Origin of the sequence: Streptomyces rapamycinicus NRRL 5491, assembly GCF_024298965.1 — a bacterium.
GTDB lineage: Bacteria > Actinomycetota > Actinomycetes > Streptomycetales > Streptomycetaceae > Streptomyces > Streptomyces rapamycinicus.
In genome coordinates this window covers 1,538,389-1,564,824 of the sequence record NZ_CP085193.1, presented here as the reverse complement: position 1 = coordinate 1,564,824, position 26,436 = coordinate 1,538,389, and the positions used below count along the sequence as shown (strand labels likewise).

Genomic DNA, 26,436 nt, shown 5'->3' with positions numbered 1-26,436 from the left:
GGCACCGGCGGCGGCCCCGGCGCCGCACACCCGTTCCGGGGGGAGTCCCGGCGGAACGTCACCACCCCGAGTAGCCTGGACGGCACTGCCCAGGTCGAGCCGGTGGCGCGAGTAGGGGAGTGGGTATGTCCGAGAATCGGACCGCGTCCGGCTCCCGAGGGCCCAGGTCCTGGTCCTGGTGGCAGCGGCTGGAGGACGCCTTCGACCGGTCCGCGATCGGACGCGGATGGCGCCGGGGCAGCGAATTCGAGCTGCTGCACCGCGCGATGGGCTTCGCCGCCCTGGGCTTTCTCACCCTGGTGCCCCTGCTGATCGTGGTCGCCGCGGCCGATCCGGTGAACCGGCTCGGCTTCGCCCAGTGGCTGGCCGAGGGCCTCGGGCTCACCTCGACCTCGCGGGACGAGGTGCAGCGGCTGTTCGCCCCGCCCAAGCAGGCGCTGGAGTCCACCACCGCCTTCGGTCTGGCCACGCTCGCCATCTTCGGACTGCGCTTCGGCACGGTGCTCCAGGTCGGCTACGAGAAGGTGTGGGAGCTGCCGGCCGGCCGCTGGCACACCGTCTGGCGCCATCTGGTGTGGCTCGTGGTGCTGATCTGCTATCTGCTGCTCTCCGCCCATCTGGAGCCCGGCGTCTCCCGGGTGCTCGTGGCGGTGCTGGGCACGGTGCTGTTCTTCTGGTGGTCGCAGCGGCTGCTGCTCGGCGGGCGGATCAGCTGGGGCGCCCTGCTGCCCGGCGCGCTGGCCACCAGCATCGGGCTGCTGGGGCTGCGGGTCTTCTCCCAGCTGGTGTTCTCCCCGCTGATCGCCTCCAGCACGGTCTCCTACGGCCCGGTCGGTACCGTCCTGGTCGTCCAGTCCTGGCTGGTCGGCGTCGGCTTCGTGGTCTTCGGCGGTGCGCTCGTCGGGCGGGTGCTGCACGAGGACTATCTGCGGATGGTGGCCTGGCGCCGCAAGCGGCACCGCGACCGGGCGAAGGCGGCCGAACCGCAGGAGTGACGCCCCGGCCCGCCCGCCCGCTCCTTCCCGAGCCGGCCACGTGGTCCCGAATGGCCGTCGCCCCGGGCCGGGGCCGCCTGGCATGCTGGCGGTGTGAATGGACCCGAGATCCATCTCAGCCTCGCCCCCGAACTGCGATTCTTCGCCGTTCCCGAGCGGCGCCGCCCCCGGACGGCCGTCGCCACCGACGGCGTCTCCACCCTCGGCCATGTGGTCGAGTCGCTGGGGGTGCCGCTCACCGAGGTGGGCAGGCTGCTGGTGAACGGCGAGGAGACGGCCGTCTCGCATGTGCCGGGCGCGGGGGAGACCGTGGAGGTCCAGCCGGTCGTCCGCCCGCAGCGGGTGCCGGGCGCGCCGCTGCGCTTCCTGCTCGATGTGCACCTGGGCACGCTCGCGCGGCGGCTGCGGCTGCTGGGCGTGGACGCCGCGTACGAGAGCGAGGACATCGGCGACCCCGAGCTGGCCGCGCGCTCCGCCGCCCAGCACCGGGTGCTGCTCTCCCGCGACCGGGGGCTGCTGCGCCGCCGCGAGCTGTGGGCCGGGGCGTATGTCTACAGCGACCGCCCGGATGAACAACTGCGCGACGTCCTCGGCCGGTTCACCCCCAGCCTGGCTCCCTGGACCCGCTGCACCGCCTGCAACGGCCCGCTGGAGGACGCCGACAAGGAGTCGGTCCGGGAGGAGCTGCGGCACGGCACCCGGCGTACGTACGACGTCTTCGCTCGCTGCACGGTCTGTGAGCGGGTCTACTGGCGCGGTGCCCACCACGCCCGCCTGGAGGCCATCGTGGCCGGGGCGATGGGCGAGTTCGGCGACGCGCGGGCCGCGCTCTCCTGAGCGCCGGGCCGCGCCACCGCGGCGCCGAGCGGCGCTAACGGCCGCAGCGGGGGCACTGGAAGTCATGTCCGCCCGCGGCGATTCCCTTGCCGCCGGTGCCGTAGGGGACCAGGACCATCTGGAGCCGTCCGCAGGCGCAGCGGCTCCAGACCACGATGCCCTCGCTGGTGGTGTGCCGGGAAACGATGGTGTGCGTGTCGGTGTTCATGGCAGCAGGATGACGCCGGACGACCGTTGAGGTCTATTGCACGTTTTCCGGGTCATGTGTGCAAAATAATTTCATGATTGACCTGCGCCGGCTTCATATGCTCCGGGTGGTGCGCCAACAGGGCACGGTCACCGCGGCCGCCGAGGCCCTGCACCTCACCCCGTCCGCGGTCTCCCACCACATGCGCGAACTCGCGCGCGAGCTCAGGGTCCCGCTCCTGGAGCCGCACGGCCGCGGCGTCCGGCTGACCCCGGCCGGGCGCCTGCTCATCGAGCACGCCGACGCGCTGCTGGCCCGGTGGGAGGAGGCGCAGGCGGAGCTGGAGTCCTACCGGGCGGGCATGACCGGACCGCTGCGCATCGCGGGCTTCACCACCGCGATCAGCGGCCTGATCGCCCCGGCGGCCGGGCGGCTGCGGCGCAGCCACCCCGACCTGCTGGTGCAGGTGCGCGAGTGCGACACCGAGGAGAGCATGGACCTGCTGGTGGCGGGCGAGGTGGATCTCGCGGTCGTGGAACCCATCGAGGGTGGGCCGCCGCCGGATGACGCGCGGTTCGAGCAGACCCCCCTGCTGGAGGAGCCGCACATCATGCTCGTGCCCGCCGACCACCGGCTGGCGGGGGCGGTGTCGGTGCGGCTGGAGGACGCGGCGGCCGAGGACTGGATCGTCGCCGACCCGGGCACCTGCGACCACGCCCAGCGGGTGCGGATGCTGTGCGCGGCGGCCGGGTTCTCACCGCGGATCGTGCACGCCGCCACCCACTGGTCGGCGGTCTGGTCGCTGGTCGGGAACGGGCTGGGCGTGTCGCTCATCCCACGGCTGGCCGAGGGCCCGGCGGGCCAGGAGGTGGCGCGGGTGCCGGTGGCGGGCGAGAACATGCCGACGCGGCGGATCCTCACCTGCGTACGCCGGGGCAGCCTGCGGAACCCGCTGATCGACCTCGGGATGGGGGCGCTGGCAGAGGCGGTGCGCCACCACCAGAGCCTGGACGACTGGCCCCGAGCCGCCGCCTGACGGCTCGCCATGACGTCCTCTCAGGACACCTGGACGTCCTCTCCGGGCACCTCGGCGCCCGCTCAGGACATCTCGTCCTGGAGGGCCTCCGGAAGCGTGGTGTGGAAGGCCGGGTGGGCGTGCAGCCGCCGTACATAGGCGCGCAGCTGCCCATGGCGGGAGACCCGGTCGGCCGCGTCGGCGTCCAGGAGGAGCCGGTGCTCGGTGTCCAGCTGTACCAGGGCCACCCACAGGTCCACATCGGCGGCGGTCAGCTCCTCGCCCAGGGCGTACGGCGCGGCCGTCAGCCCGCGGTCGAACCGGCCGAGGGCGGTCAGCAGCCGCTCCAGCGCCGCCTCCCGGCACTCCACCCCGGCTGCCGTCCCCGCCTGCCGGGCGGCGTGGATGATGTCCGCGTCGATGAGGTCCCGGAGGGCGTCGATGTCGGTAGCGAGGGCCGCCGGGCGCAGCGCGGGGCCTCCGGTTCCGTGGTCGTCGCTCAGATGGCCGGCGAGGTCGCGCAGGATGTCGGGCGTGTGATTGCTGACGACACGTCCGGTCCAGCGGTCGCACAGCGCGGGCGCGTCCACCGGTCCGCCGTAGCGGTGCCAGGTGGCCTCGTAGGCCCCGCGCAGCGCGGCGTACGCCTCGGGGGTGTCGTCCGGGAGCCCGACGAGGGTGGTGGCCACGGTGTCCCGCAGCCCGAGCAGATCGAGGGTGATGGAGACGCGCAGTGAGAGCGGACAGCTCGCGGAGAGATAGAGCCGATAGCGATGCGGCACCGGATAGAAGCCACCGGCGAGGTCGACGCCGATGCGGCTGCGGAAGCGGTGCGGTGGCGCGGGCGGGGCGAGTAGGGGTCGGGGCGAGCAGGGGTCGGGGTCGAGAAGAGCGGCAGGACCTGAACTGACCGGAAACGTCTCGGACATGGCTCTCCAAGGCAGTGACGAAAAGCCCCGGCCACCGCCGGTCGGGGCGGCGCCGATGGCGCGACGGAAGGGAAGCCCGCGCGGGGCGCCAGCCGGGACGGTGCCGGGACACACCCGGCCCCCGGCGGCGCGGGACCGCGCTCGGTGACCGTGTCGACTCGAGCCGACTCAGAGAGCTGGACTGGAGGCGCTGCAGATGCGCAGCAGATCGATGTGCAGCCGTCTGGTCAGGAGGTGGAGCCGGCGGAGCGGGGACAACGGACGGGGACGCCGGAGGGCGCCGTCCCCGTGGCTGTCGGTCCTGGGCATCTCCACCGATCCCATCATCGGGGGCTCGCGAGGCAGCGAGACCGCGCTTGTCCCGTCCACGCCGACGGAACCTGGTCGTCACCCGGGGGCACCCCGTCGCGGGAGAAGGGTTGCCTGTCAACGAGCCGGGGCCGATGACCCATCTGAGCGGGGGTTCCGCACGGTGGGCGCTGACAATCGTGACCGTCCCTGACAGTCTCGTCGCGCTCCGCGAGGGCGTCAACCCATGCCGAAGCGGCCAACACCGGCGGACGGTACGGCGGATGTACGGCGCCCTGGCACGACCGGCTCGGCGGGTGGCGCGACCGGCTCAGCGGAACGGCCGGTCCGGGCCGCCGACGTCCCGCTCGATGAGGACCATGGCCGCGTCGTCCGCCAGCCGTCCCTCGGTGTGCTGGACCAGGGCGTGGCGCAGCCCGTCCAGGTACTCGGACGGGGTGGCGCAGTCCAGCGACTCCATGGTCCGGTGCAGCGGAAAGAACTCGTTGTCGTTGTTGCGGGCCTCGACCACCCCGTCGGTGTGCAGCAACAGCCGGTCACCGGGCAGGAACGGAAAGGCCTCGACGCCGATCGCGGGCGGGCGGAGGAACTCCTCGAGGCCGAGCGGCGGCAGCGGGCGCGCCGGGTCCAGGGAGCGCACCTCGCGCCCGCGCATCACCAGGGGCGGCGGATGGCCGCGGTTGATCAGCTGGATCAGCGACTCGTCCGTCACCTGGGCGAGGAGCACGGTGACGAACTGCTCCTCGAGCTCCTGCGGATCCTGCAGCTGGGAGCGGTCAAGCAACTCGTACTCGCGCGCCAGCGCGGCCGCACAGCGGTGCATCACCTCGGCGAGGTCCCGCTCGTAGTGCACCGCCTCCCGGAAGGCGCCCACGACGGCCGCGGCGGACCGCACCGCGGCCAGCCCCTTTCCCCGCACATCGCCGACGATCAGCCGCACTCCGTAGCGGGTGCACATCGCCTCGTAGAGGTCCCCGCCGATCTGCGCACCGCGCTCGGCCGCCAGATAGACGCTGGCGGTGTTGACCACGCCCATCCGGGCGGGCAGCGGCCGCAGCACCACGTTCTGGGACACCTCGGCGATCCGGCGGATATGGGCCAGCTCGCGGTCCCGGCGCACCCGCACCGCGCTGGTCGCCACGCTCGCCACCGCCACCACCAGCAGGGCCAGCAGATTCGTGTACACCTGCGGGGTGTCCCAGGCGTCGTTGTGGATGGCGGTGATCGCGCTGACCACGCCCGCCAGCACCGCCACCCCGACGGTGCCGACCGGCCCCATGGTCACCGCCGCCAGCGCCGGCGCCGGGGAGAGCAGCGGGCCGGTGTAGAGGGTGTGCGCGGGGGAGAGCTCGATGCTGAGTACCGCGGCCAGGACCAGGAACGGCAGACACCGTGTGATCGCGAACAGCGTCTGGCTGCGACCGCTCACCCCCGGGGCGGCGCGCATGAATCGCATAATTGGGTACTTTATCCGATGAAGACCCCCGAACGGGGGTGGTCTCCACAACGCGCTACGGAAGCCCCGGGCGTAGCCTGACGCTATGCCCGAGCTTCCGGACGTCGAGGGGTTCCGGCGGACGCTCGCCTCCTGCGCCCAGGGCCACCGCGTAGAGCGGGCGGAGGTGGCCGATCCGGGGGTGCTGCACGGGGTGACCGCGCAGCGGCTGAAGCGCGACCTCAAGGGCCGCCGCTTCGCGGCACCGCGCCGCCACGGCAAGTGGCTGATCGCCCCCACCGACGGGCCCACCGTCGTGCTCCACTTCGGGATGACCGGGCGGCTGGTCTGCGGGGCGGACTCCGAACCGGCCGGCCGGTTCCAGCGCGTCGCCTTCGACCTCGACGACGGCCACCGCCTCGGCTACGAGGACCAGCGCAAACTCCAGGGCATCTGGCTCGCCGCCACCGACGACGACATCGACCGGATCATCGGCGACCAGGGCCCGGACGCGCTCTCGCTGAGCCGGGCCGATCTGGACCGGCTGCTGGAAGGGCGGCGCGGACGCGTCAAGGCCACCCTGACCGACCAGGCCGTGATCGCCGGACTCGGCAATCTGCTCGGCGACGAGATCCTGTGGCACGCCCGGATCCATCCGCGGCGGCCGGTGAACGCGCTGACCGACGACGAGCGCGATGAGCTGCACAGCGCGCTGCGCGAGGTGCTGCGCGCCTCGGTACGGGCGGGGCGGGTGCCGGACGACCCGGACTGGCTCACCGGGCGGCGCGACGATCCGGATCCGCACTGCCCCCGCTGCGGCAATCCGCTGCGCCGCGGCCGGATCTCCGGGCGGACCAGCCTGTGGTGCCCCCACTGCCAGCGTGAGGACCCCTGACGGCCGACCGGGCCACCGGTACCCCGGCCGCGTCCCTCCTGCCCGCGTCCCTCCTGCCCGTCCCTCCCGCCGTGGCCGGTGGTCAGGAGATGTAGGCCGTGTAGGACATCACGTCGCCCGCTTTCACCCGGTACTCGGGATCGTCCTGGGAGAAGGTCTCCTCGATGTCCAGCACCCCGCCGTCGTCCGGGTCGAGGACGATCAGGTAGCGGGCCCCGGGGGTGCTGGTGAACCGGAACCCCTGCCCCTCCCGGCCGAGCCGGTCGGTGACCCTGCCCGCCGGGCGAAGCCCCTCGATCCCGGAGAGCAGCGTGACGATGTCCGCCCTGTGGCGCGGACCCGGGGTCCACACCGAGCGGAAGGACCCGATGGCCGAGAGCAGCTCTTCCGGGTCACGGTCGGCGCCCGGGGACCAGACGGCGAGATACTCGCGCAGTGCGGAGGCACCGGCCGGGGGATCCTCGAAGTAGCTCTGGTTGGCGCCGTTGATACCGGGGGGATAGCGCACCTCGCTCAGCACCTTGCCCTCGTGGACGGTGCGCGGCGGCGGACCGTCCTCGATCACCGGGCGGCCCGGATGGCGCGGATCGGTGGCCACCTCCAGCGTGAAACCGCTGCCGTCCGCGTTCCACTTGGTCAGCGACTCCCGGGGCAGCGTCACCGGGTCCTCGCCCGACTTCATGCTCAGCGCCCAGCTCTGGACATGGCTGCCCCGCTCGCTCTTCCCCGGGGACTCCGCGGCCGCCGTCCGCGCCCGTCGGACGATCTCGGCGAGCGATACGTCCGCCCGGGAGGCGTGCGCCACCAGCGGCACTGGTCTGGACGCGGCCACCGCGGAGGAAGGGGTGCCCGAGACGGTCAGCGCGAGGGCGAGGACCGTCGCGGCCGCCACGGCCTCCAGGCTCCAGATCACGCGTCGGACGGTCCGGCGCCCCCGGTCCCGGGACGGCAGCCGCCGCAGCAGCAGCTCGGCGCGCGCGTCCAGCGGCCGGTCCCGCCAGGGGCCGGTGCCGGCGGACACGGGGTTGGCCTCGCGGAGCAGATCCAGTTCGTCGGTCATGCGTGTCCATCCTCGTGGGCCTTGCCGGCCCCGTCAGCGCTACGGGCCTTGTCGCCCTTGCCGCTCGTGCACCCCGCTGAGACCCGGTCGTCCCGGCGCAGGGTCTCTATCTGCTCCCGAAGCCGCCGCCGTGCCCGGTGCAGCCGCATCGCCGCGGCGGACCGGCCGCACCCCAGCACGGTGCCGAGCTCTTCGACGGTCAGCTCCTCCCATGTCGTCAGCCGCAGCACCTCCTGGTCGGCCTCGGCGAGCCGGGACAGCGCCTCCAGCACCCAGGAGCCCGGCCGCTCCGCGTCCGGGCTCGCCACGGTGCGCCCATCGCGCGTCACCTCGTGATGGCCCAGCTTGGCCAGCAGTCTGCGGTAACGGCCCTTGCCGCGCACGGCGTTGGCCAGACAGTGCCGGGCCACCCCGTACAGCCACGGCAGGGGTGACTCGGGCAGTTCGGCCCGGCGCCGCCAGGCCACCGAGAACACCTCGGCGACCACTTCCTCGACCTCCCATGCCTGGCCGTCCAGCCGCCGTGCCACGAAACGGCTGACCGCCCAGTAATGCTCACGGTAGGCGTCGTCGAAGGCGTCGTCGGTGCTCATGATCCGAAGGTGTCCGGCACGCCTCAGATCATCACACCCCGGAGCGGGAAATCTTGACCGGCCGTCGGAGTGACGATCCACGGGGTGCCGGACACCTTTGGATCATGAGGAACAACACCGTTGTCGCGGCGGCGCCTGCCGCCCCGCCGTCGCGCCGCCCCGGGCCGGGGGCCACGGCCGTGAAATGGCTGACCACCACCGATCACAAGACGATCGGCACGCTCTACCTGATCACCTCGTTCGCCTTCTTCTGCATCGGCGGGGTGATGGCGCTGCTGATGCGCGCCGAACTGGCCCGGCCGGGCATCCAGATCATGTCGAACGAGCAGTTCAACCAGGCGTTCACCATGCATGGCACGATCATGCTGCTGATGTTCGCCACCCCGCTGTTCGCCGGGTTCGCCAACTGGATCATGCCGCTGCAGATCGGTGCGCCCGATGTGGCGTTCCCGCGGCTGAACATGCTGGCGTACTGGCTGTATCTCTTCGGTTCGCTGATCGCGGTGGGCGGGTTCCTGACTCCGCAGGGCGCGGCCGACTTCGGCTGGTTCGCCTACTCACCGCTGTCGGACGCGGTCCGCTCGCCGGGTGTCGGCGCGGACATGTGGATCATGGGTCTGGCCCTGTCCGGCTTCGGCACCATCCTCGGCTCGGTCAACTTCATCACCACGATCATCTGTATGCGCGCCCCGGGCATGACGATGTTCCGCATGCCCATCTTCACCTGGAATGTGCTGCTGACCGGTGTGCTGGTGCTGCTGGCCTTTCCGGTGCTCGCGGCGGCACTGTTCGCCCTGGAGGCGGACCGCCAATTCGGGGCGCATGTCTTCGACGCGGCCAATGGCGGGGCGCTGCTCTGGCAGCATCTCTTCTGGTTCTTCGGCCATCCGGAGGTCTATATCATCGCGCTGCCGTTCTTCGGCATCATCTCCGAGGTCATTCCGGTGTTCTCCCGGAAGCCGATGTTCGGCTATATCTCGCTCATCGCCGCGACGATTTCCATCGCGGGCCTTTCGGTCACCGTCTGGGCGCACCACATGTATGTCACCGGCGGCGTGCTGCTGCCGTTCTTCTCCTTCATGACGTTCCTGATCGCCGTGCCGACCGGCATCAAGTTCTTCAACTGGATCGGCACGATGTGGAAGGGGTCGCTGAGCTTCGAGACCCCGATGCTCTGGGCGGTCGGCTTCCTGATCACCTTTGTCTTCGGCGGTCTGACCGGCGTGATCCTGGCCTCGCCGCCGATGGACTTCCATGTCTCGGACACCTACTTCGTGGTCGCCCACTTCCACTACGTCATCTTCGGCACCGTGGTCTTCGCCATGTTCGCCGGATTCCACTTCTGGTGGCCCAAGTTCACCGGCAAGATGCTCGACGAACGGCTGGGAAAGATCACCTTCTGGACCCTCTTCCTCGGCTTCCACGGCACGTTCCTGGTGCAACACTGGCTCGGCGCCGAGGGAATGCTCCGCAGAATTCCCGACTACCTGGCGGCCGACGGCTTCACCACCCTGAACACCATCTCGACCATCAGCTCCTTCGTTCTCGGCCTGTCGTTCCTGCCGTTCCTCTACAACGTCTGGAAGACTGCCAAGTACGGCGAGAAGGTCGTCACCGACGATCCCTGGGGCTATGGACGTTCGCTGGAATGGGCGACCTCCTGCCCGCCGCCGCGCCATAACTTCGTCAGCCTGCCGAAGATCCGTTCCGAATCCCCCGCGTTCGATCTGCACCATCCCGATGTCGGCCAGAAGGAGAGTGTGGCGTGAGTATGGCCAGAGCCGCCGAGCCCCCCGGTATCGCCGCCGGAATCAACCAGATCGAGGGCTATCTGCTGCTGCAGGGCGAGCGGGACGCGGCCCGGGAGCGGGCCCGCCGCCTCACCGGGCGGCTCGACTGGCTGACCTCCGCCCAGCGGGCGGAGGTCGAGCGGGTCTACCTCCAGGACCAGCTGGCCGTCACCGAGCAGACCCTGCGCACGGTGGTGCGGCGCTGCGAGCAGCTGCGGGCCGAGTACCAGGAGGTCTACCGGACGCTGCGCCGCCGGCTGCTGCTGACCTGCCTCCTCGGGGCCGCGGCCCTCTCCGGCGGCCTCGCCGCCGCCCTCACCGTCCGGTAGGCCCCGTCTGCCTCGGGACCGGAACCGCCCCCGGCCCGGGGCCGAAGTCGAACCAGGCCGGGGGCGCGTCGCCCAGCGCCTGGCCGGTGTAGTGGCTCCAGAGTTCGGCGACCCGCTGGACACGGGCGTCCGTCAAGGGGATCTGCTTCCGCTTCTTGGCGTCCTCGCCGAAGAGGGCGACCGCGGTGACCAGATCCGGGGTGTAACCGACGTACCAGGCCGCCCTCTTGTCGTCGGAGATCCCGCCCTTGCCCGCCGAGGGCCGTTTGACGGCGCGTACCGCGGTCGCTCCGCCGTCCTCGATGAGGCTCCGGGTGATCAGCTGGGCGGCCGCGGGGGCGATCGCCCGGTCGCCCACCGCCTTCGGCGGCCCGGCCGTCTCGTCGCCGCGCCGCGCGGACTTCACGATGCTCGGGGTGACCCGCTTGCCCTCGTGGTCGAACGAGGCGTAGACACCGGCCATCCTCAGCGGGCTCGAACCCATCAGCCCGAGCCCCACCGACTCCTTGGTGGCGAAGCCGCCGCCGTCGGTCTCCATGCCCAGCGCCCCGGCGGTGCGCTTGACCTCCGGCAGCCCCCCGGCGGTGGCCCCGTCCCGCATCTTGGCGTCCAGGGACGCGGCGGTGGAGACCGGTTCGAAGACGGGGCCCACCTGGTAGTCGCCGCGGGTCGCGTTGGACAGATAGTGCCGGGTGTAGTCACGGCCGCCGTAGAGCGCGACGATCCGCCCGTTCCTCGGGTCCACCGACACCGCGCCGCCCTGGGTGGCGGCCGCGTCCGCACGGGCCCGCTTGCCCTTGGCGGAGCCGTCGAGGCCCTGGTGCATCGTCTCCTCCAGCGCCCGCTGTTTGGCCGGATCGACATTGAGGGTGATGGTCCAGCCGCCCGCGGCGAGCTCCTGCTCGCTGACGCCCGAGGCGATCAGCTCGTTGCGGGCCGCGTCCACGAGATACCCGGCCTGTCCGCCGAGACCGGGGGCGGGCTCGGGGGCCACCGGCACGGGGAAGCGCATCCGCTTCCGCTCCGCGGGGTCCAGCCAGTGCATGTCCACCATGTTGTCCAGGACGTAGTTCCAGCGCCGGGTGACCAGGCGCTTCGCCTTGGGGCTCGCGACGGCCCAGTCGTACTGGCTGGGGGCCTGCACCAGCGCCGCGAGGTACGCGCCCTCCTCGACGGTGAGGTCGTCCACGTCCTTGTCGTAGTACGCGCGGGCGGCGGCCTGGACGCCGTAGGCGACGCGGCCGAAGTAGCTGGTGTTCAGATACCCCGCGAGGATGTCCTCCTTGGAGTTGCGCTGGTCGACCTTGAGGGAGATCACCAGCTCCTTGATCTTGCGCGTGGCGGTCTGCTCCTGGCTCAGGTAGTAGTTCTTGACGTACTGCTGGGTGATGGTCGAGCCGCCCTGAGTGCCCTTGCCCGTCGCGGTGTTGACCAGCCCCCGCAGGATGCCCATCGGGTCCACGCCGGAGTCCTTGTAGAAGGACTTGTTCTCGGCCGCCACGAACGCGTGCTGCACACCGGTGGGCACCCGGTCGAGGGTGACCATCTCTCGGTTGATCTCGCCGGTGCGGGCGAGGATCTTGCCGTCGCTGAACTTGTAGACGTTGCTCTGCGCCTTCGCCTGGGCGTTGGCCTTGGGGATGTCGATCGAGTAGTAGAGCACCGTGAACGCCCCGGTCAGCAGCGCGCACAGGCCGGCCACATAGGCGAGCAGCTTCCGCCAGGTGAAGAACCGCCGGATGCCGGTGCGCTTCCGCTTGCCGCGTCCCCTCGCTCCGCGCCGCCGGCCCGGGGGTCTGGTGTCCCGCGGCGTCTGCTCCGAGTCCGGTGTGAACCGTACGCGTAGTGCCGTCAGGGGACCTGCCATGCCGATTGCTCCTCCGTCGATCCCGTCCGCGAGGTTTCGCGCGGGTCGGCGCCATCCTCCTCAGCGAAGATCTTCGGAACCGCAACGGGCGGTCTCGGCGGGGACTCGGCCGGGTCTCGACTTCCGCTCGACGGTGTATCAGCCGTGTATCGGTCCGGGCTCCGGCGGTTCGGGCCGCTCGGGCCGCTCGGGCAGGCGCAGTGTGGCGACCGCCCCGCCGTCCGGCGCGTTGCCGAACTCCAGCGTGGCGCCGATGACCTGAGCCTGGCCGGCCGCGATGGTCAGCCCGAGGCCGTGGCCCCGGCCCCGCTCCCGGACCCCGGTGCGGAACCGCTGCGGGCCCTTCTCCAGCAGATCGTCCGGAAAGCCGGTGCCGTGGTCGTGGACCGTCACGGTACGGCCGTCCGCCGCCACCGTCACCTCGACCGGTTCGCGGCCGTGGCGATGGGCGTTGACCACGAGATTGGCGACGATACGGGTCAGCCTGCGGGGGTCCGTCCACACCTTCGGGCCGTCCGCGACGTCCCGCTGCCCGGTGTCCTCGCAGTCCCGCTGCCCGGTGTCCTCCGCCGCGCCCGTCCGCAGCCGCGCCGGCAGCCCGGTGCCCGCGATGGCCTCCTCGAGCACCGGCCCCAGTGGGCAGGGAGACAGATCGGCCTCCTCCGCCCCCGCGTCCAGCCGGGAGATCTCCAGCAGATCCTCGACCAGCGTGCTCAGCACCCGCACGCGGTCGCGCACATACCCGGCCGCCTCGCCCGGTGGGAGCAACTCGGCGGCGGTGACCAGACCCATCAGCGGAGTACGCAGCTCATGCGCCACATCGGCGGTGAACCGCTGCTCGTCGAGCAGCCGCTCCTGCAGCGCGGCGGCCATCGAGTCCACGGCCCCGGAGATCTCGGCGATCTCGTCGTGCGGGCGGGTGGCGGGGGAGATCCGGGCGTCCAGGTCCCCGGCCGCGATCCGCCGCGCGGTGGCCGCCGCCAGCCGCAGCCGCCGGCTCATCCGCTCGGCGGTCAGCACCCCCAGCGGCAGCACCACGGCGGTGGTCATCAGCCCGGCCAGGATGATGTTGGTGTCCAGCGCGCCGATGTCGCGCATCGTGGTGCTCATGTCGAGGCGTACGGACAGGACTTGGTCATCGGCGGGCCGGGCCGCCCACATCGCGGGCCCGCCCGGGCCGGTGGTGAACTCGGTGCCCTGGTGGCCCTTTTCCACCAGGCGCCGCAGATCCCCGGGGAGCCCGGGCGCGTCCAGCACCGCCCCGGAGCCCTGGACGGCGCCGGTGCGGGCGTAGATGACCGCGGCGCGGTCGAGCGTGGTCCGCGCCCCGTCACGCGCCTGGGACAGTTCGCGGTCGCGCGAGGCGTGGTGCACCAGCACGCCCACCGCGGCCGCGGCGGCACAGGTCGCCGCCGCGACCAGGGCGACTATCCGCCATCTCAGCGTCATCGTCAGCGCCGCAGCTTGTAGCCGAAGCCGCGGACCGTCTCGATCCGTTCGGCGCCTATCTTGGCCCGCAGCCGCTGCACATGGAGGTCGACCACACGGGTGTCGCCCTGCCACGCGTGGTCCCAGACCCGGCTGAGCAGCGTACGGCGCTCCAGCACCACACCGGGCGAGCCGGCGAACTCCAGCAGCATCCGCAGTTCGGTGGGGGTCAGGGCCAGCGGCTCTCCGGCGCGGCGCACCTCCATCCCGCGGGTGTCGATGGTCAGATCGCCGAAGACGAGGGTGTCGGGACCGGCCGCGCCATCCGCCTCCGGAGCCCCGCCGCGCGCCTCGGCGCGCGAGGCGCGGGCCACGGGGGTGAAGGAGGCGCGGCGCAGCAGCGAGCGGATACGGGCCACCAGGACCGCGCTCTCGCACGGCTTGATCACATAATCGTCGGCGCCCGCCTCGAGACCGGAGACCACGTCCAGGGAGTCACCGCGCGCGGACATCATCAGGATCGGCGCCAGGCTGAACTCGCGGACCCGGCGGCACAGTCCGATGCCGTCCAGTTCGGGCAGCATCACATCCAGCAGCAGCAGATCGGGCTGCCTCTCCCGGAAGATCTCCAGCCCGGTGAGGCCGTCGCCCGCGGTGGACACGGTGAAGCCGTACCGCTCCAGGGCCATCCGCACCGTATTGCGGATCACCTCGTCGTCCTCGACGAGCAGCAGATGCGCCTCGGTCGGGGAGCCCGGGCCGGGCGGGGTGAAGGCGGTGGTCATCGCGTCGTCCTCGTCTCCGTACGGGTACCCGTGTCCGCGGCTGCGCCGGTGCTGCTCGGCACGGCCTCCGGTGCGGCGCCGGGGTCGGCGGTCCGGGCGGCCGCGCCCTCACCCGGGACGGGGGGCCCGGTGGCCGCGCCGTCCGGGAGCGGGGTCCGGGTGGCCGTGCCGTCCTCGGGTGTCACGGCCGCCATGACGGTGCCGTTCCAGCGGAAGCGGGTGGTGACCCGGCCGTCTCCGCCGATCGCGGAGATCAGCAGATCACGGCCGAAGGTTTCGCCGGTGAGCCCGGGCGGGCCCCAGTAGATCAGCACGGGACGGACCGTGCGGCCCGGGGCGGTGTAGACCTGAAGCAGCGTCCGCTCGAACGCCGGCAGATCGGCCGCCACCACCAGTTCGTCCCGGCCGTCACCGGTCAGATCGCGGTGGACGGTGTCCCGCAGCGGGCAGTAGCCGCCGTCCGGGCACAGCGAGACCTCCTTCTGCACCACCGCAGGCACATTGGGGTCGTGGAGCAGCAGGTTCTTCGCGGACAGGGCGGCCAGTCCGCCCGAGGGCACCTTGACCTTGTCCACCGGAAGGTAGCGGGCGAAGTCGGGCTTCTCGCGGGGCGTGGTCACGGCCGAGGGGGTGTACCGGGGCCACAGCGGAACCGCGCTGGCCGGTGCCGAGAGCGAGGGCGCCGCGCCGTCGTCCCGCACCCCCGCCTGGGCCGCGCACCCCGCGGCGGTCACGGCGGCGCAGGCGGCCACCACGGCGGGCAGGAGGGCGCGGGGCAGCCCGGGGCGGGGGCGTCGTCGCGCGGTGCGCGATCCGGTGGGGAGTGAACGCATGGCCGTCTCAGCCTACTGAGCGACGGAGGCGTGCCACGCGGGACCCGTGAGGTATCGGCCGGGCCGCGGGAATCGTCAGGTACCGGCCGGGCCGCGGGAGTCATGACGTATCGGCCGGGCCGCCGAAGACGACAGGCCCGGGGCGGCACTGCCCCGGGCCTGTTCCGTATGACGCGGCGTCACATGATTTGCGTCACTTGATGAATTCCGGGCGAACGCGGGCCGGCCAGGTGCCGACGGTCAGCATGCCCGCCGCGTAGGCGCGCGAGACCAAGGCCGCCCGGTTGGGTGCCTTCATCTTCCGCAACATGGATCCCACGTGGTATTCGACGCCCTGTCTGCTGAGATAGAGCTTGGCGGCCATCTGTACGGTCGACGCGCCGGTGGCCACGCCCTCGAGTATCCGGGCCTCCAGCGGCGACAGCAGCTTCTGGCTGGTGGGGGTCGGTTCCTCCTCTGGTCGTTCGTCATCCGGTTTGACCATCACGACGATGGCCGCGAGTCGGTCGGACCGGCCCTGGATGGCCGTGCCGGTGAGCTTGCCCGAGAACACCTTGCCCCGTGAGTGGTAGCCGAGGACGCGCTCGGTGAAGCGGGTGCGCCGCCCGTCGTGCAGCCGCGAGAAGTGTTCCCGCAGGACGGAGGGGGTGCTGGGGTGCAGCAGGTCGAACAGGCTGCGGCCGCACAACTCGGCGGACGAGGCGCCGAAGTGTCGGAAGAAGTCCTCGTCCCCGGCCACCACATGGAGGTCAGGGGCGAGCGTGGCCATTCCGGTGGCGTGCCGCGAGGCGGCGGACACTGCCTGTCCGGGCACTCGAGGGGCACTCTGAGCGCTGTGGGGGAGGGCCAAGAGGAGTCACCGCTTTCGGTCGGTTCGTGACGGAGTGGTCAGTCCGTCTCGGGTGAACCCCCAGGTGACGGAGGGTCGGCGCATCGCGGCCACGCAATGCGCCGGACCCCAGGGGGAATTCAGTGACGGGTGTTAGGCCCGCTTCCTGGTGTATACCAACGCTACGGTGACTGTGGGGTGCCCGTTTCCAACAGAGTTGTGCCCGTTTTTTGACCGCTTTGCGGACGGAGTTGATGCGGCGCGAAGCCGCTGGTCGAAGCGTTACGCCGCGGCCTTCGCGGACCTACGCGTTTGCGAACGGCTCCCGGAACGGGCGCTCTTCGAACTCGAGCGGCCCGCCGTACGGCCCCCGCCGCGGGCCGTGCCGCGCCGCTCGGACGGCTCGGCCATGATGCCGCCCTTGCGCAGCACCGCGTAACCGACCCCGATGCCGAGGGCCACCGGCCATTCGATGACCTCCACGGCGCCCAGCGCCCCGAGCCCCACGTACAGCGGGAGCCCGCCCTTGGCGGGCAGCACCCGGCGGGCCATCTCGATCGGCATCATCGCCACCTTGGCCGCACCACCGGTCGCACGGGTGGTGGCGTGGCCGACCGTCCCGAAGGTCTCCATCGTGGCGTGGCCCACGGTGTCGAGGGTTTCCCTGGTGGCGTGGCCGACGGTGTCGAACCCCTCCTTCGTGGCATGGCCCATGGCATCGAACGTGGGCACCGTGACGGTCAGACGGCGCCTGCCGTCGCTGCGCGATGTCTCCATGGGGCCCTTCGCGGCCTTCGCCGTCCGCTGCCGCTGGGTGGTCTTCGACGGCCTGGTGGACTTCGTCGTCCTCTTGGCCTGCGAGGGCTTCGAGGTGGTCGGCGTGGTCTGGGACTTCGTCGTCGACTTGCCGCCGCGTGCCGGTGATGCCGTCTTCTTCGCGGCGGTCGAGGAACTGCGCTTGCGTGAAGTAGCGGGAGTGGTCACTGGTCTCACGTCCACACGGTGATCGGAATCTTCTTCCCCTTTCAGGGTAATCGGGATGAACCGGGCAGGCCGCCCGGAGAGCGGAGGTCCCTCGATGTCACCGCTGCCGTCGCTGTCAGCACTGCGCCTGCCCCTGCCGCCCTCGCTGCTGCTCGCGCCCATCAAGAGCGGCGTGGCCGCGGGCGTGCGGGATGCCGCCGGAGCCGTCGGACGGCTGGTCCGGCCCTCCGAGCGCGGGATCTGGTCCTACCCGGGGCGGTACTACATCGAGGTCCGCGGGGTGCACGGCATCGGCGGCGAGCAGGTGGCCCGCCGGGTGGAGCGGGCGCTCGAGGAGCATCCGCGGGTGCGGTGGGCCCGTGTGAACGCGCCCTCCGAGCGGGTCGTGGTGGCCGTGGGCAAGCCGCCCCCGTCCGAACTCGACCTGATCGCCCGGATCGAGCGCGCGGAGATCCAGGAGCCCGCCGGGCCCGCCGAGGAGTTCGACGAATGGGCCCCCGAACCACGCCACCCCTCCGGCGGTGCCAGGGAGGCCCAGTCGCTGGCCGTCATGGCCGCGGACGTCGTGGGCCTGAGCGTGGCCACCGCCCTGCGCCTGGTCCCCTGGCTGAAGCTGCCCACCGAGGTGGCCGCCGCCATGTCCGTCATCCAGAACCACCCCCGCCTGCGGCGCCTCGCCCTGGCCATCACCCGGGGCCGGCCGACCGAATCGACGCTGCCGGTGCTGAGCGCGCTGACCCAGGGCGTGGCCACCCGGGGCGGGGGGCTCGCGCTCGACCTCATCCAGCGGATGGCCCTGTGGCGGGAGGCGGAGGCGGAGGGCCGGGCCTGGGCCGCGATGGAGCCGCAACTGGTGCACGGCCCCCAGGACGTGGTGGCCGAGCCCATCGTGGTCGAACGGCCCGGGCCGCCCCCCAAGGACGCCGTGGAGCGCTTCGCGGAGCGCTCCATGGCCGCCGGGGCCGTGGCCGGCGTCCTCACCGCCCCCTTCGCCGGCCCGCGCCGCGGGTTCGCCGTCGGGTTCTCCTCCGTACCCAAGGCGCCGGGGGCGGGCCGGGAGGGGTTCGCGACCAGCCTCGGCCGGTTCCTGGCGCTGCGCGGCGTCCTGGCCATGGACCGCAGCTCGCTGCGGCGGCTGGGCCAGGTCGACACCGTTGTGCTGGACGAGGCGGCGCTGCGCGGCGACCGCTACGAGCCCATCGACCTGGAACTCCTCGGCGGCGCCGACCCCGAGCGGACCGCCGAGCGGCTCTTCGACCTCTTCGACTCCGATGAGCCCCTGGAGACCCGCCGCGCAGGCGGATGGGTGCTCGGCGCCCTGGACACGCTGGAGCTGACGGGCCGCACCGGGCAGCAGACCGCGGCGAGGCTCCGCCGCAGGGGCAGCGAGCGGGTGCTCGGCCTGGCCCGGGGAAGCAAGCTCCAGGCGGTGGTGGGCCTCGCCCCGCAGGCCGTGCCCGGCGCCGAGGCCGTGGCGGCCGCCGCCCGGCGGGCGGGGTCCCGCATCGTCCTGGCCACCGACCGGCAGCAGCCCGCGGACATCACCTTCGCCGACGCGGTGGTGCCCTCCGGCGGCCGCCTGGTGGCCTCCGTACGCTCCCTCCAGGCCGACGGCGCCGTGGTGCTGCTGCTCTCCGGCAACCGCCGGGCCCTGGGCGCCGCCGACTGCGGCATCGGGGTGCACCGCGACGGTGAGCCCCCCGCCTGGGGCGCCCATCTGCTCGTCGGCGCCGACCTGGAGTCGGCCGGGCTGATCGTGGACGCCGTCGGCGTGGCCGCGCGGGTCGACCGGGAGAGCGCCCTGCTGTCGGCCGGCGGCAGCGCCATCGGCGCGGTGGCCGCCCTCCAGGCGCCCCCGGACCAGGCCACCGCGCGCGGCGCGGCGTCGGGCACCACCGCGGGGACCCTGGCCTTCGCCCTGGGCAACTGGCGGGCCCGCCAGCTCCTCGCCCGCCCCATGGACCCGCCGGTGACCACCACCCCCTGGTATCTGATGCCCGTCCCCCGGGTGCTGGAGCGGCTGCGCACCGGGCCCGGCGGGCTGACCCCGGAGGAGGCGGCGTCCCGCACCGCGCAGGGGCCGCGCCGGGGCGAGCCCACCGGCACCACCCTGCCCGCCGCGTTCATCGAGGAGCTCGCCAACCCGCTCACCCCGGTCCTGGCCGCCGGGGCCGCCCTGGCCGCCGCCGTGGGCTCGCGCACCGACGCCGCGCTGGTGGCCGCCATCACCGGCATCTCCGCGCTCGTCGGCGGATTCCAGCGGGTCAGGACCGAGCGGGCGCTGTCCGAGCTGTTCGCCCGCTCGGCGATCGGCGCCCGGGTCCGCAGGGGCGGTACGGAACGCCTGGTGACCGCCGGGGACCTGGTCCCCGGCGACATCGTCGTGCTCGGCCCGGAGGACGTGGTGCCCGCCGACTGCCGGGTGCTGGAGGCCGAGGGGCTCGAGGTCGACGAGTCCTCGCTGACCGGCGAGTCCCTCCCCGTGCACAAGTCCCCGGCGCCGGTCGTCGGCGCCCACATCACCCAGCGCCGGTCGATGCTCTACGAGGGCACCACGGTCTCCGCGGGGCGGGCGGAGGCCGTCGTCGTGGCCACCGGACCGGCCACCGAGGTCGGCCGCAGCCTGGCCACCGCCCGCCAGGCCGCCCCCGTCACCGGTGTCGAGGCCCGGCTGACCGCGCTCACCCGCTCCAGCGTGCCCATCGCGGTCGGGTCCGCCGCCGCGGTCGCCGGCGCCGGACTGCTGCACGGCCTGCCGCCCACCGAAAACCTCGCCTCCGCCGTCAACCTCGCCGTGGCGTCCGTCCCCGAGGGGCTCCCGTTCCTGGTCAACGCCGCCCAGCTGGCCGCCGCCCGGCGGCTGGCCGACCTCGGCGCCCTGGTCCGCAACCCCCGCACCATCGAGGCGCTCGGCCGCGCCGACGTGCTGTGCTTCGACAAGACCGGGACCCTCACCGAGGGCACCCTCCAGCTCGCGGCCGTCAGCGACGGCGGCGGCCCGCTCCCCGCCGACCGGCTCGACGCGCCCCGTAAGGCCGTGCTCGCCGCCGCCCTGCGCGCGACCCCGCCGGCCCGCCAGGCCGAGCCCATGGCGCACCGGACCGACCGCGCGGTGAGCGTCGGGGCGCGCCGGGCCGGGGTCGGGGTGCGGCGCGGTGCGCCCCGCTGGCGCCGTACCGACTCGCTGCCCTTCGAACCCTCCCGCGCCTACCACGCCACCGCCGGGCGCACCCCGCACGGCGCGCTCCTCAGCGTCAAGGGAGCGCCCGAGGGCGTCCTGGAGCGGGTCGCCCGGCGGCGCACACCGGGCACCGGCCGGGCCACCCCACTGGACGCGGAGGACATCAAGAAGCTGGCCGACGCCGCCGAGGAGCTGGCCGGAGCGGGGCGGCGGGTGCTGGCGGTGGCCGAGCGCCCGATGCGGGCGGGCGAGGACCTTACCGACGGCACCGTGCGGGACCTGGACTTCCTCGGCTTCATCGCGCTCGCCGACCCCGTCCGCACCAGCGCCGGCCCGGCCACCGAGCGGCTTCGCGAGGCCGGGGTGCAGACGGTGATGCTCACCGGCGACCACCCCGCCACCGCGGACGCCATCGCGGCCACCGTCATGGATGTCTCCGAGCCCAAGGTGAGCACCGGTCCGGAGCTGGACGAGATGGACGACGAGCGGCTGGACGAGCTGCTGCCCACGGTGGACGTGATCGCCCGGTGCAGCCCGCACCACAAGGTCCGCATCGTCCAGGCGTATCAGCGCCTCGGCCGGGTGGTGGCCATGACCGGCGACGGCGCCAACGACGCCCCCGCGATCCGGCTCGCGGACGTCGGGATCGCCCTCGGCCGGCGGGGCACCCCCGCCGCGACCGCCGCGGCGGACCTGGTCGTCACCGACGACCGCCTGGAGACCATCGTCTCGGCCCTGATGGAGGGGCGGGCCATGTGGGCCTCGGTCCGGGCCGCCCTGGCCATCCTCATCGGCGGCAACTTCGGCGAGGTCACCTTCAGCGTGGCGGCCTCCGCCCTGACCGGCACCACGCCCCTGAGCGCGCGTCAGATCATGCTGGTCAACCTGCTGACCGACCTCGCGCCCGCGCTCGCCATCGCGGTGCGCGAGCCCACCGGGCACACCGGCGAACGGCTGCTCAAGGAGGGCCCCAGCCGCTCGCTGGGCGTGGCGCTCACCAAGGAGATGCTGCTGCGGGGCGTCATCACGGCCGCCGGGGCCGGACTGGCGTGGACCGGCGCCCGGCTCACCGGCCGGGGCCGCCGGGCCAGTACGGTGGCGCTCGCCGCCCTGGTCGGCACCCAGCTGGCGCAGACGCTGACGACGGGCGGCCTGGACCGGCACGTCCTGATCGCCGGCCTGGGCTCCGCCGCGGTGCTCGCCGCCATCATCCAGACCCCGGGCGTCAGCCAGTTCTTCGACTGCGCCCCGCTCGGCCCGTTCGCCTGGGCCATCACCCTGGGCTCGATCACCGTGGCCACCCTGTTCGGCCCCGTCCTCGCGCCGATGCTGCACCTCGACACGACGCCGCCCGGGGAGGCGGCGGCGGAGGAGCGCACGGACGCCGAGGACGGGCCGGCGGCCGCCGCACCGCGGTGAGCACCGAACCTCTTGCGCCGCCCGGCCCGAGCGATAGTGTTGAATGTCCCGGTTTGAGATGGCGGGGGCGGGTCGGTGCGGAGGAGGGCGTGATGCGGAGCCGAGAGAGGTATGAGCTGGTCTTCCTGGATACGACCGCCCCGGACCCGGGAGCCGAGGACGTCGTGGTGGTGCACCGTACGGAGAGCAGCGGTCCGGGCGGTCACCCCGTGTACGTGGACGACACCGGCATCGTGCGGGCGGAGATCAGCGACCGCGCGGAGGTACGGATGATGGCCAGCGGCGGTCATCAGGTGCACGCCGCCGCGGTCAGTGCCCGCCCGGTGTCCTGAGTCACCCGTCCGGCGCCCCGAGCCGTCTGTCGTTTGCGCAGGTCGGCGCCGTTGTCAGTGGGGCCCGCTAGGTTTGGCGCCGATGGGAGTCCGAAGAGCGATCGAAGCGATCGAGGTGCGGCGATGAGTGATGTGGCGGCGGTGGACGGCGCGACCGGTGTCGAGCTCCAGTTGGAGCCGTACCGCACGCAGCTGACCGGTTACTGCTATCGGATGCTGGGCTCGGCCTTCGAGGCCGAGGACGCCGTCCAGGAGACGATGGTGCGCGCCTGGCGGGGCCTGGACCGCTTCGAGGGCCGGTCCGCGCTGCGGTCGTGGCTCTACCGCATCGCCACCAATGTCTGCCTGGACATGCTCAGCGGGAGCAAGCGGCGGGCCCGGCCCATGGATCTGACCTCCGCGGCCACCCCCTTCCCGGCCACGCTCGCCGAGCAGCCGGAGGCCACCTGGATCGGGCCGGTCCCGGACGGCCAGGTGCTGCCGGACGGGGGAGACCCCGCCGAGGTCGCGGCCCAGCGGGACGCGGTGCGGCTCGCGTTCATCGCCGCGCTCCAGCATCTGGCGCCCCGCCAGCGGGCGGTGCTGATCCTGCGCGAGGTGCTGGCCTGGAAGGCGAGCGAGGTCGCCGAGCTGCTGGGCACCACCGTCGCGTCGGTCAACAGCGCGCTGCAGCGCGCCCGGGCCACCCTCGCCGCGAGCCAGATCAGCGACTCCGATCCGGTCAAGCCGCTGGACGAGGAGCAGCGCGCGCTGCTGGCCCGCTATGTGGACGCCTTCGAGCGCTATGACCTGGACTCCCTCACCGCCCTGCTGCACGAGGACGCCACGCTCTCCATGCCGCCGTACGAGCTGTGGCTGCGCGGCCACGAGGACATCCGCCAGTGGCTGCTGGGCCATGGCATCGGCTGCCGCGGCTCCCGTCTGGTGCCGACCGTGGCCAACGGCATGCCCGCCTTCGGCCAGTACCGCCCGGGTGGCGCCGACGGCCGCCATGAGCCCTGGGCGCTCCAGGTCCTGGAGATATCAGGGGGCCGGATCACCGGGCTCAACTCCTTCCTGGACACCGAGCGCCTGTTCCCGCTGTTCGGCCTCCCCGCCTGGCTCGGGCCCGAGGGCATGGCCTAACGGCGCGGGGGCCGGCAGGGCCTCGTCCAGCCCCGTCCAGGCGAGCAGGCGTCGCAGCTCGCCGCGGGCGTTGCGGAGCTGGATCCCGCGCCCCAGCCGGCCGGCGGTCAGCCGCAGCCGGGCCAGGGCCTCGACCACGGCCAGGTCCGGCCGTCCCACCCCGCCCACGTCCACGGTGACCGGCCCCGGTCCGGCCCGGCGCGCCAGCGCGGTCAGCCGTTCGCACAGCCGTGTCACCTCGGTGCGGGTGACCGGCTGGACCAGCACCAGCACGGCTGGGGACGGCATGGGCGGCTTCTCGGGCTCGGGACCGGTCAACGTCCACCTCCTGTCGCGGCGTTCACCGGTGCAGACCGCCCGGCCCGGGAAAAATCATCGGGGAACGCGCGGCGGTGCCGCACGTTCCCCGACGATGGCGGGTCAGTTGTTCTGGACGAACTGCTTCGCCAGGCCGTCGCCGACCGACACGGCCTTGTCGTGGTTCTCGATGGGGGAGACGGAGGAGTTCTTGAAGAGGATGTACGTCACCCCCGACTCGGCGCCGCCGGTCTCCGGGTCGGGGTCGATGCCGAGCGCGTTGGCCGTGGCATAGGACGCCTCACCGATGATCTTGTTCGGCCCGGTGTCGCCCACCACCGCGTACTCGACCTTGTTGTTGTAGATGACCGCGACCACACCGCCGCCCTTGATGCCGGCCTGCCGGTAGTCCCAGGTGGAGCTCGGGCTCGGCACCACGACATACGGCAGCTTGTCGGCGACGAGGGGCTTGCCGTCCGACTGGTGGAAGGCGGTGTCGTCCTGGAACCACGGGTCGGTGTCCTCGTTGCACCGGGAGGTCACCTGGCCATCGCAGTCGACGTCCATGTCGGCCTTCCAGAAGACCGCCCCATTGGCACCGCAGACCGGGACGGTGGCCGATGTCTCCTCGTCGGTGCGGTACTTGCCACTGGATATCTGGGAACAGCTCTGCACCTTGGCGAGCAGCTGCGCAGCGGTGACCGTGCCCTCCTTGGTGGACGCGGGGGCCGGTGCGGGGCCCCGGGTGTTGGCGTGGGCGCCGGCGGTGACGGAGCCGGCCAGCAGACCGGCCGTGGCGATCACGAACGCGAAACGCTTGCGCATAGGACACCCCTTTGTTAGGAACCTTTCCTAACCTCGACTGGGGCATCTTGGGCGAGTTGATAAGCTCATGTCAATACGTTGGCGCCGCGGAAGCCGATGCGTATTGCCGCGCGAATCGGCGGCGTTCGCAGCAGCTTCTCGCAGGCGCTCTCGGCGTGTGATCCGCGGGCGCGCAATGCCCGGCGCGTGGCTCCCCCGCGTGCCCCTCAGGGCGTGGCCCGCACCAGCTTCAGCAGCCGCGTCACCTCGCGCGCCACCGCGTCCCGCGCGGCCGCGACATACCTGCGCGGGTCGACCACCTCGGGGTGACCGGCCAGATGGTCGCGGATCGCCCGGGTGTAGGCCACGTTCAGATGGGTGGCGATGTTCACCTTCGTCAGCCCCGCCTCCACCGCCCGGGTCAGATCCGCCTCGGGCACCCCGGAGGAGCCGTGCAGCACCAGCGGTACCGGCACGGCCGCGCGCAGCGCCGCCACCAGCGGCAGATCCACCACCGCGGCCTTGACGACCATCGCGTGCGAGGTGCCCACCGCGACCGCGAGCGCGTCCACTCCCGTGGCCGACACATAGGCGGCGGCCTCGGCCGGTTCGGTCCTGGCGCCCGGCGCGTGGACGCCGTCCTTGCCGCCCACCTCGCCCAACTCGGCCTCCACCCACACCCCGTGGGCATGGCAGTCGGCCGCCACCTCGGCGGTCGCCGCCACATTGCCGTCGTAAGGCAGGGCCGAGGCGTCGAACATCACCGAGCCGAAGCCGAGGCCCACCGCCTCCCGCACCAGCTCCGGCCCGGTGGCGTGGTCCAGATGCACGGCCACCGGCACCCGCGCCGCGCGGGCCACCTCCACGGTCGCCCGCCCGATGGCGGCCAGGGCGCCGTGATACCGCACCGCGTTCTCGCTGATCTGGAGGATCACCGGCGCGCCCGCCGCCTCAGCCCCGGCCACGATGGCCTGGGCGTGCTCGATCTGGATGACATTGAACGCACCCGCGCCGAGCCCGGCCCGCGCGGCCGCCCCGACGATCTCTCCGGTGGCCACCAGGGGCATCTACCGGCTCCTTCCACCCGTTCCCGTGTTCCGGTCCTGTCCCGTATCCCGCGATCCGCTCATACCCGCGCGGACCGCTCGGCCTCGCGGCCGCGCCCGTCCCCGCTCAGCCGAGGATCACCGAGCGGGTGAGATGGCGCGGCTCGTCGGGGTCGAGCCCGCGCGCCGCCGCGATCGCGACCGCGAGCCGCTGCACCACCACCAGTTCGGCCAGCGGGTCGCGGCCGTGGCCGGCGACCCGGCCACCGGTGCGGGTGATCTCCTCGTCCGCCACATCCGACGCGCCCTCGCCCAGCCACCACACCACGCTCCGCGGGCCGGTCACGCTGATCGGGCCGTGCCGGTACTCCTTGGCCGGATACGCCTCGGTCCACGCCCCCGCCGCCTCGCGCATCTTGAGCGCGGCCTCCTGCGCGACCCCGTAGGTCCAGCCCCGCCCGAGGAAGGTGAACTGTCCGGCGTCCACGAGCGGCCCGGGCAGCGGCTCGGCGAGCGCCGCCTCCCCGTCCGCCTCCAGGTGGTCCAGGGAGGCTCCCAAGTGGGCGCGGAGCAGGGCGAGTTCGGTGGTGGCCCAGCGGGTCTGCACCACCGACCGCTCATCGGCGAAGTCGAGCACCACCGCGGCGTCCGCGGCGCCCACGACGGGTGAGTCGGGGACCGCCGTGACGACGGTGGTGGGCACCCGGCCGCGCACCGCGCCGAGCAGCTCCAGCACCTCGGTCGTGGTGCCGGACCGGGACAGCGCGACCACCCGGTCGTAGGCGCGGCCGAGCGGCGTCTCCGACGCCGCGAACGCGTCCGTCTCGCCCTGGCCCGCCGCCTCGCGCAGCGCCGCGTACGACTGGGCGATGAACCACGAGGTGCCGCAGCCGACGACGGCGACCCGCTCACCCGCCCGGGGCAGCGCCGCCCGTACGGGCCCTTCCGGATCCCGGGCCAGGGCGATGGCACGCCGCCAGCAGTCGGGCTGACTCGCGATCTCGGCCTCGGTGTGGCTCATGGGACTCCCCTCGTCGCACGGATGACCCGAGCGCTATGGATGCGCGGAGTTGTTTCGTACGGGCTGATAATGCGCAGAATCACGCACGGAAGTCCAGAGCCGATGCATGCG

At 72.8% G+C, this 26,436-nt stretch carries 25 protein-coding genes and 1 riboswitch; of the genes, 10 read left to right on the top strand and 15 right to left on the bottom strand.

The genetic code is table 11. The annotated features are described in order from the left end of the window. The first annotated feature begins 125 nt into the window (after positions 1–125). Positions 126–995 (top strand): YihY/virulence factor BrkB family protein, encoded by an 870-nt coding sequence (locus LIV37_RS06415; protein WP_020866284.1) that lies wholly within the window; start codon positions 126–128, stop codon positions 993–995. 93 nt (positions 996–1,088) lie between these two features. Continuing rightward, a complete protein-coding gene (locus LIV37_RS06410; RefSeq protein ID WP_020866283.1) occupies positions 1,089–1,832 on the top strand; it encodes a Mut7-C RNAse domain-containing protein in 744 nt (247 codons plus the stop codon). A 34-nt stretch (positions 1,833–1,866) separates the two neighbouring features. On the opposite strand, the gene LIV37_RS06405 is transcribed toward LIV37_RS06410, so the two are convergent. Beyond that, positions 1,867–2,040 carry a hypothetical protein gene (locus tag LIV37_RS06405; protein ID WP_020866282.1) on the bottom strand — a complete coding sequence of 58 codons (174 nt, stop codon included), beginning with the start codon at positions 2,038–2,040 and terminating at the stop codon, positions 1,867–1,869. 73 nt (positions 2,041–2,113) lie between these two features. Here LIV37_RS06405 and LIV37_RS06400 point away from each other — a divergent pair, with 73 nt between their 5' ends. Next, on the top strand, positions 2,114–3,055 hold the full coding sequence (locus LIV37_RS06400; RefSeq protein WP_243146391.1) for a LysR family transcriptional regulator: 942 nt from the start codon (positions 2,114–2,116) through the stop codon (positions 3,053–3,055). A 62-nt stretch (positions 3,056–3,117) separates the two neighbouring features. Here LIV37_RS06400 and LIV37_RS06395 read toward each other — a convergent pair whose 3' ends face one another. Next, a complete protein-coding gene (locus tag LIV37_RS06395) occupies positions 3,118–3,963 on the bottom strand; it encodes a glutathione S-transferase C-terminal domain-containing protein (protein ID WP_020866280.1) in 846 nt (281 codons plus the stop codon). 347 nt (positions 3,964–4,310) lie between these two features. Continuing rightward, positions 4,311–4,457, bottom strand: a riboswitch (SAM riboswitch). A 125-nt stretch (positions 4,458–4,582) separates the two neighbouring features. Beyond that, on the bottom strand, positions 4,583–5,728 hold the full coding sequence (locus LIV37_RS06390; RefSeq protein WP_020866278.1) for a PP2C family protein-serine/threonine phosphatase: 1,146 nt from the start codon (positions 5,726–5,728) through the stop codon (positions 4,583–4,585). An 85-nt stretch (positions 5,729–5,813) separates the two neighbouring features. On the opposite strand from LIV37_RS06390, the gene LIV37_RS06385 reads away from it, so the two are divergent. Continuing rightward, positions 5,814–6,602: an Fpg/Nei family DNA glycosylase gene (locus tag LIV37_RS06385; protein WP_020866277.1), complete on the top strand. Its 789-nt coding sequence runs from the start codon at positions 5,814–5,816 to the stop codon at positions 6,600–6,602. 82 nt (positions 6,603–6,684) lie between these two features. Here LIV37_RS06385 and LIV37_RS06380 read toward each other — a convergent pair whose 3' ends face one another. Both LIV37_RS06380 and LIV37_RS06375 read right to left on the bottom strand, forming a co-directional pair. Then, positions 6,685–7,662: a CU044_5270 family protein gene (locus tag LIV37_RS06380; protein ID WP_020866276.1), complete on the bottom strand. Its 978-nt coding sequence runs from the start codon at positions 7,660–7,662 to the stop codon at positions 6,685–6,687. Then, a complete protein-coding gene (locus tag LIV37_RS06375) occupies positions 7,659–8,255 on the bottom strand; it encodes an RNA polymerase sigma factor (protein ID WP_020866275.1) in 597 nt (198 codons plus the stop codon). Before LIV37_RS06375 ends, LIV37_RS06380 begins: the two co-directional genes overlap by 4 nt. 104 nt (positions 8,256–8,359) lie before the next feature. Here LIV37_RS06375 and ctaD point away from each other — a divergent pair, with 104 nt between their 5' ends. Both ctaD and LIV37_RS06365 read left to right on the top strand, forming a co-directional pair. Next, positions 8,360–10,024 carry an aa3-type cytochrome oxidase subunit I gene (ctaD, locus tag LIV37_RS06370; protein ID WP_020866274.1) on the top strand — a complete coding sequence of 555 codons (1,665 nt, stop codon included), beginning with the start codon at positions 8,360–8,362 and terminating at the stop codon, positions 10,022–10,024. A 2-nt stretch (positions 10,025–10,026) separates the two neighbouring features. After that, positions 10,027–10,374 (top strand): hypothetical protein, encoded by a 348-nt coding sequence (locus LIV37_RS06365; RefSeq protein ID WP_020866273.1) that lies wholly within the window; start codon positions 10,027–10,029, stop codon positions 10,372–10,374. Here LIV37_RS06365 and LIV37_RS06360 read toward each other — a convergent pair. The 6 genes from LIV37_RS06360 to LIV37_RS06335 form a co-directional block, all read right to left on the bottom strand. Then, positions 10,361–12,241, bottom strand: a complete 1,881-nt coding sequence (locus tag LIV37_RS06360) for a transglycosylase domain-containing protein (protein WP_020866272.1) — start codon at positions 12,239–12,241, stop codon at positions 10,361–10,363. The two genes, LIV37_RS06365 and LIV37_RS06360, sit on opposite strands and share 14 nt — an antisense overlap. A 138-nt stretch (positions 12,242–12,379) precedes the next feature. After that, entirely contained in the window at positions 12,380–13,690 is a 1,311-nt protein-coding gene (locus LIV37_RS06355; protein ID WP_020866271.1) for a sensor histidine kinase, read from the bottom strand. A 2-nt stretch (positions 13,691–13,692) separates the two neighbouring features. Further along, on the bottom strand, positions 13,693–14,454 hold the full coding sequence (gene cseB, locus LIV37_RS06350; RefSeq protein ID WP_020866270.1) for a two-component system response regulator CseB: 762 nt from the start codon (positions 14,452–14,454) through the stop codon (positions 13,693–13,695). After that, positions 14,451–15,287 carry a hypothetical protein gene (locus tag LIV37_RS06345; RefSeq protein ID WP_020866269.1) on the bottom strand — a complete coding sequence of 279 codons (837 nt, stop codon included), beginning with the start codon at positions 15,285–15,287 and terminating at the stop codon, positions 14,451–14,453. The genes cseB and LIV37_RS06345 overlap by 4 nt, the downstream gene beginning before the upstream one ends. A 193-nt stretch (positions 15,288–15,480) precedes the next feature. Beyond that, positions 15,481–16,101 carry a LuxR C-terminal-related transcriptional regulator gene (locus tag LIV37_RS06340; protein WP_243146392.1) on the bottom strand — a complete coding sequence of 207 codons (621 nt, stop codon included), beginning with the start codon at positions 16,099–16,101 and terminating at the stop codon, positions 15,481–15,483. Between the two features lie 297 nt (positions 16,102–16,398). Beyond that, a complete protein-coding gene (locus tag LIV37_RS06335; RefSeq protein ID WP_148717868.1) occupies positions 16,399–16,830 on the bottom strand; it encodes a hypothetical protein in 432 nt (143 codons plus the stop codon). On the opposite strand from LIV37_RS06335, the gene LIV37_RS06330 reads away from it, so the two are divergent. The 4 genes from LIV37_RS06330 (at position 16,829) to LIV37_RS06315 (ending at position 23,157) form a co-directional block, all read left to right on the top strand. After that, a complete protein-coding gene (locus LIV37_RS06330) occupies positions 16,829–17,122 on the top strand; it encodes a hypothetical protein (protein ID WP_148717869.1) in 294 nt (97 codons plus the stop codon). The two genes, LIV37_RS06335 and LIV37_RS06330, sit on opposite strands and share 2 nt — an antisense overlap. 72 nt (positions 17,123–17,194) lie before the next feature. Then, positions 17,195–21,700, top strand: coding sequence for a cation-translocating P-type ATPase (locus LIV37_RS06325; protein ID WP_243146393.1), 4,506 nt, complete (start codon positions 17,195–17,197; stop codon positions 21,698–21,700). Positions 21,701–21,792: 92 nt separating this feature from the next. Then, positions 21,793–22,032 (top strand): DUF6296 family protein, encoded by a 240-nt coding sequence (locus LIV37_RS06320; RefSeq protein WP_020866265.1) that lies wholly within the window; start codon positions 21,793–21,795, stop codon positions 22,030–22,032. Between the two features lie 123 nt (positions 22,033–22,155). After that, positions 22,156–23,157 carry a sigma-70 family RNA polymerase sigma factor gene (locus tag LIV37_RS06315; protein ID WP_020866264.1) on the top strand — a complete coding sequence of 334 codons (1,002 nt, stop codon included), beginning with the start codon at positions 22,156–22,158 and terminating at the stop codon, positions 23,155–23,157. On the opposite strand, the gene LIV37_RS06310 is transcribed toward LIV37_RS06315, so the two are convergent. From LIV37_RS06310 to LIV37_RS06295, 4 genes are all read right to left on the bottom strand, one after another. Beyond that, a complete protein-coding gene (locus LIV37_RS06310) occupies positions 23,056–23,445 on the bottom strand; it encodes an STAS domain-containing protein (protein ID WP_121826207.1) in 390 nt (129 codons plus the stop codon). The genes LIV37_RS06315 and LIV37_RS06310 overlap by 102 nt on opposite strands. 132 nt (positions 23,446–23,577) lie before the next feature. Then, a complete protein-coding gene (locus LIV37_RS06305) occupies positions 23,578–24,279 on the bottom strand; it encodes a glycoside hydrolase family 75 protein (protein WP_020866263.1) in 702 nt (233 codons plus the stop codon). Between the two features lie 206 nt (positions 24,280–24,485). Continuing rightward, positions 24,486–25,325 (bottom strand): class II fructose-bisphosphate aldolase, encoded by an 840-nt coding sequence (locus LIV37_RS06300; protein WP_020866262.1) that lies wholly within the window; start codon positions 25,323–25,325, stop codon positions 24,486–24,488. A 106-nt stretch (positions 25,326–25,431) separates the two neighbouring features. Further along, on the bottom strand, positions 25,432–26,325 hold the full coding sequence (locus LIV37_RS06295) for an SIS domain-containing protein (protein ID WP_020866261.1): 894 nt from the start codon (positions 26,323–26,325) through the stop codon (positions 25,432–25,434). Positions 26,326–26,436: the final 111 nt, after the last annotated feature.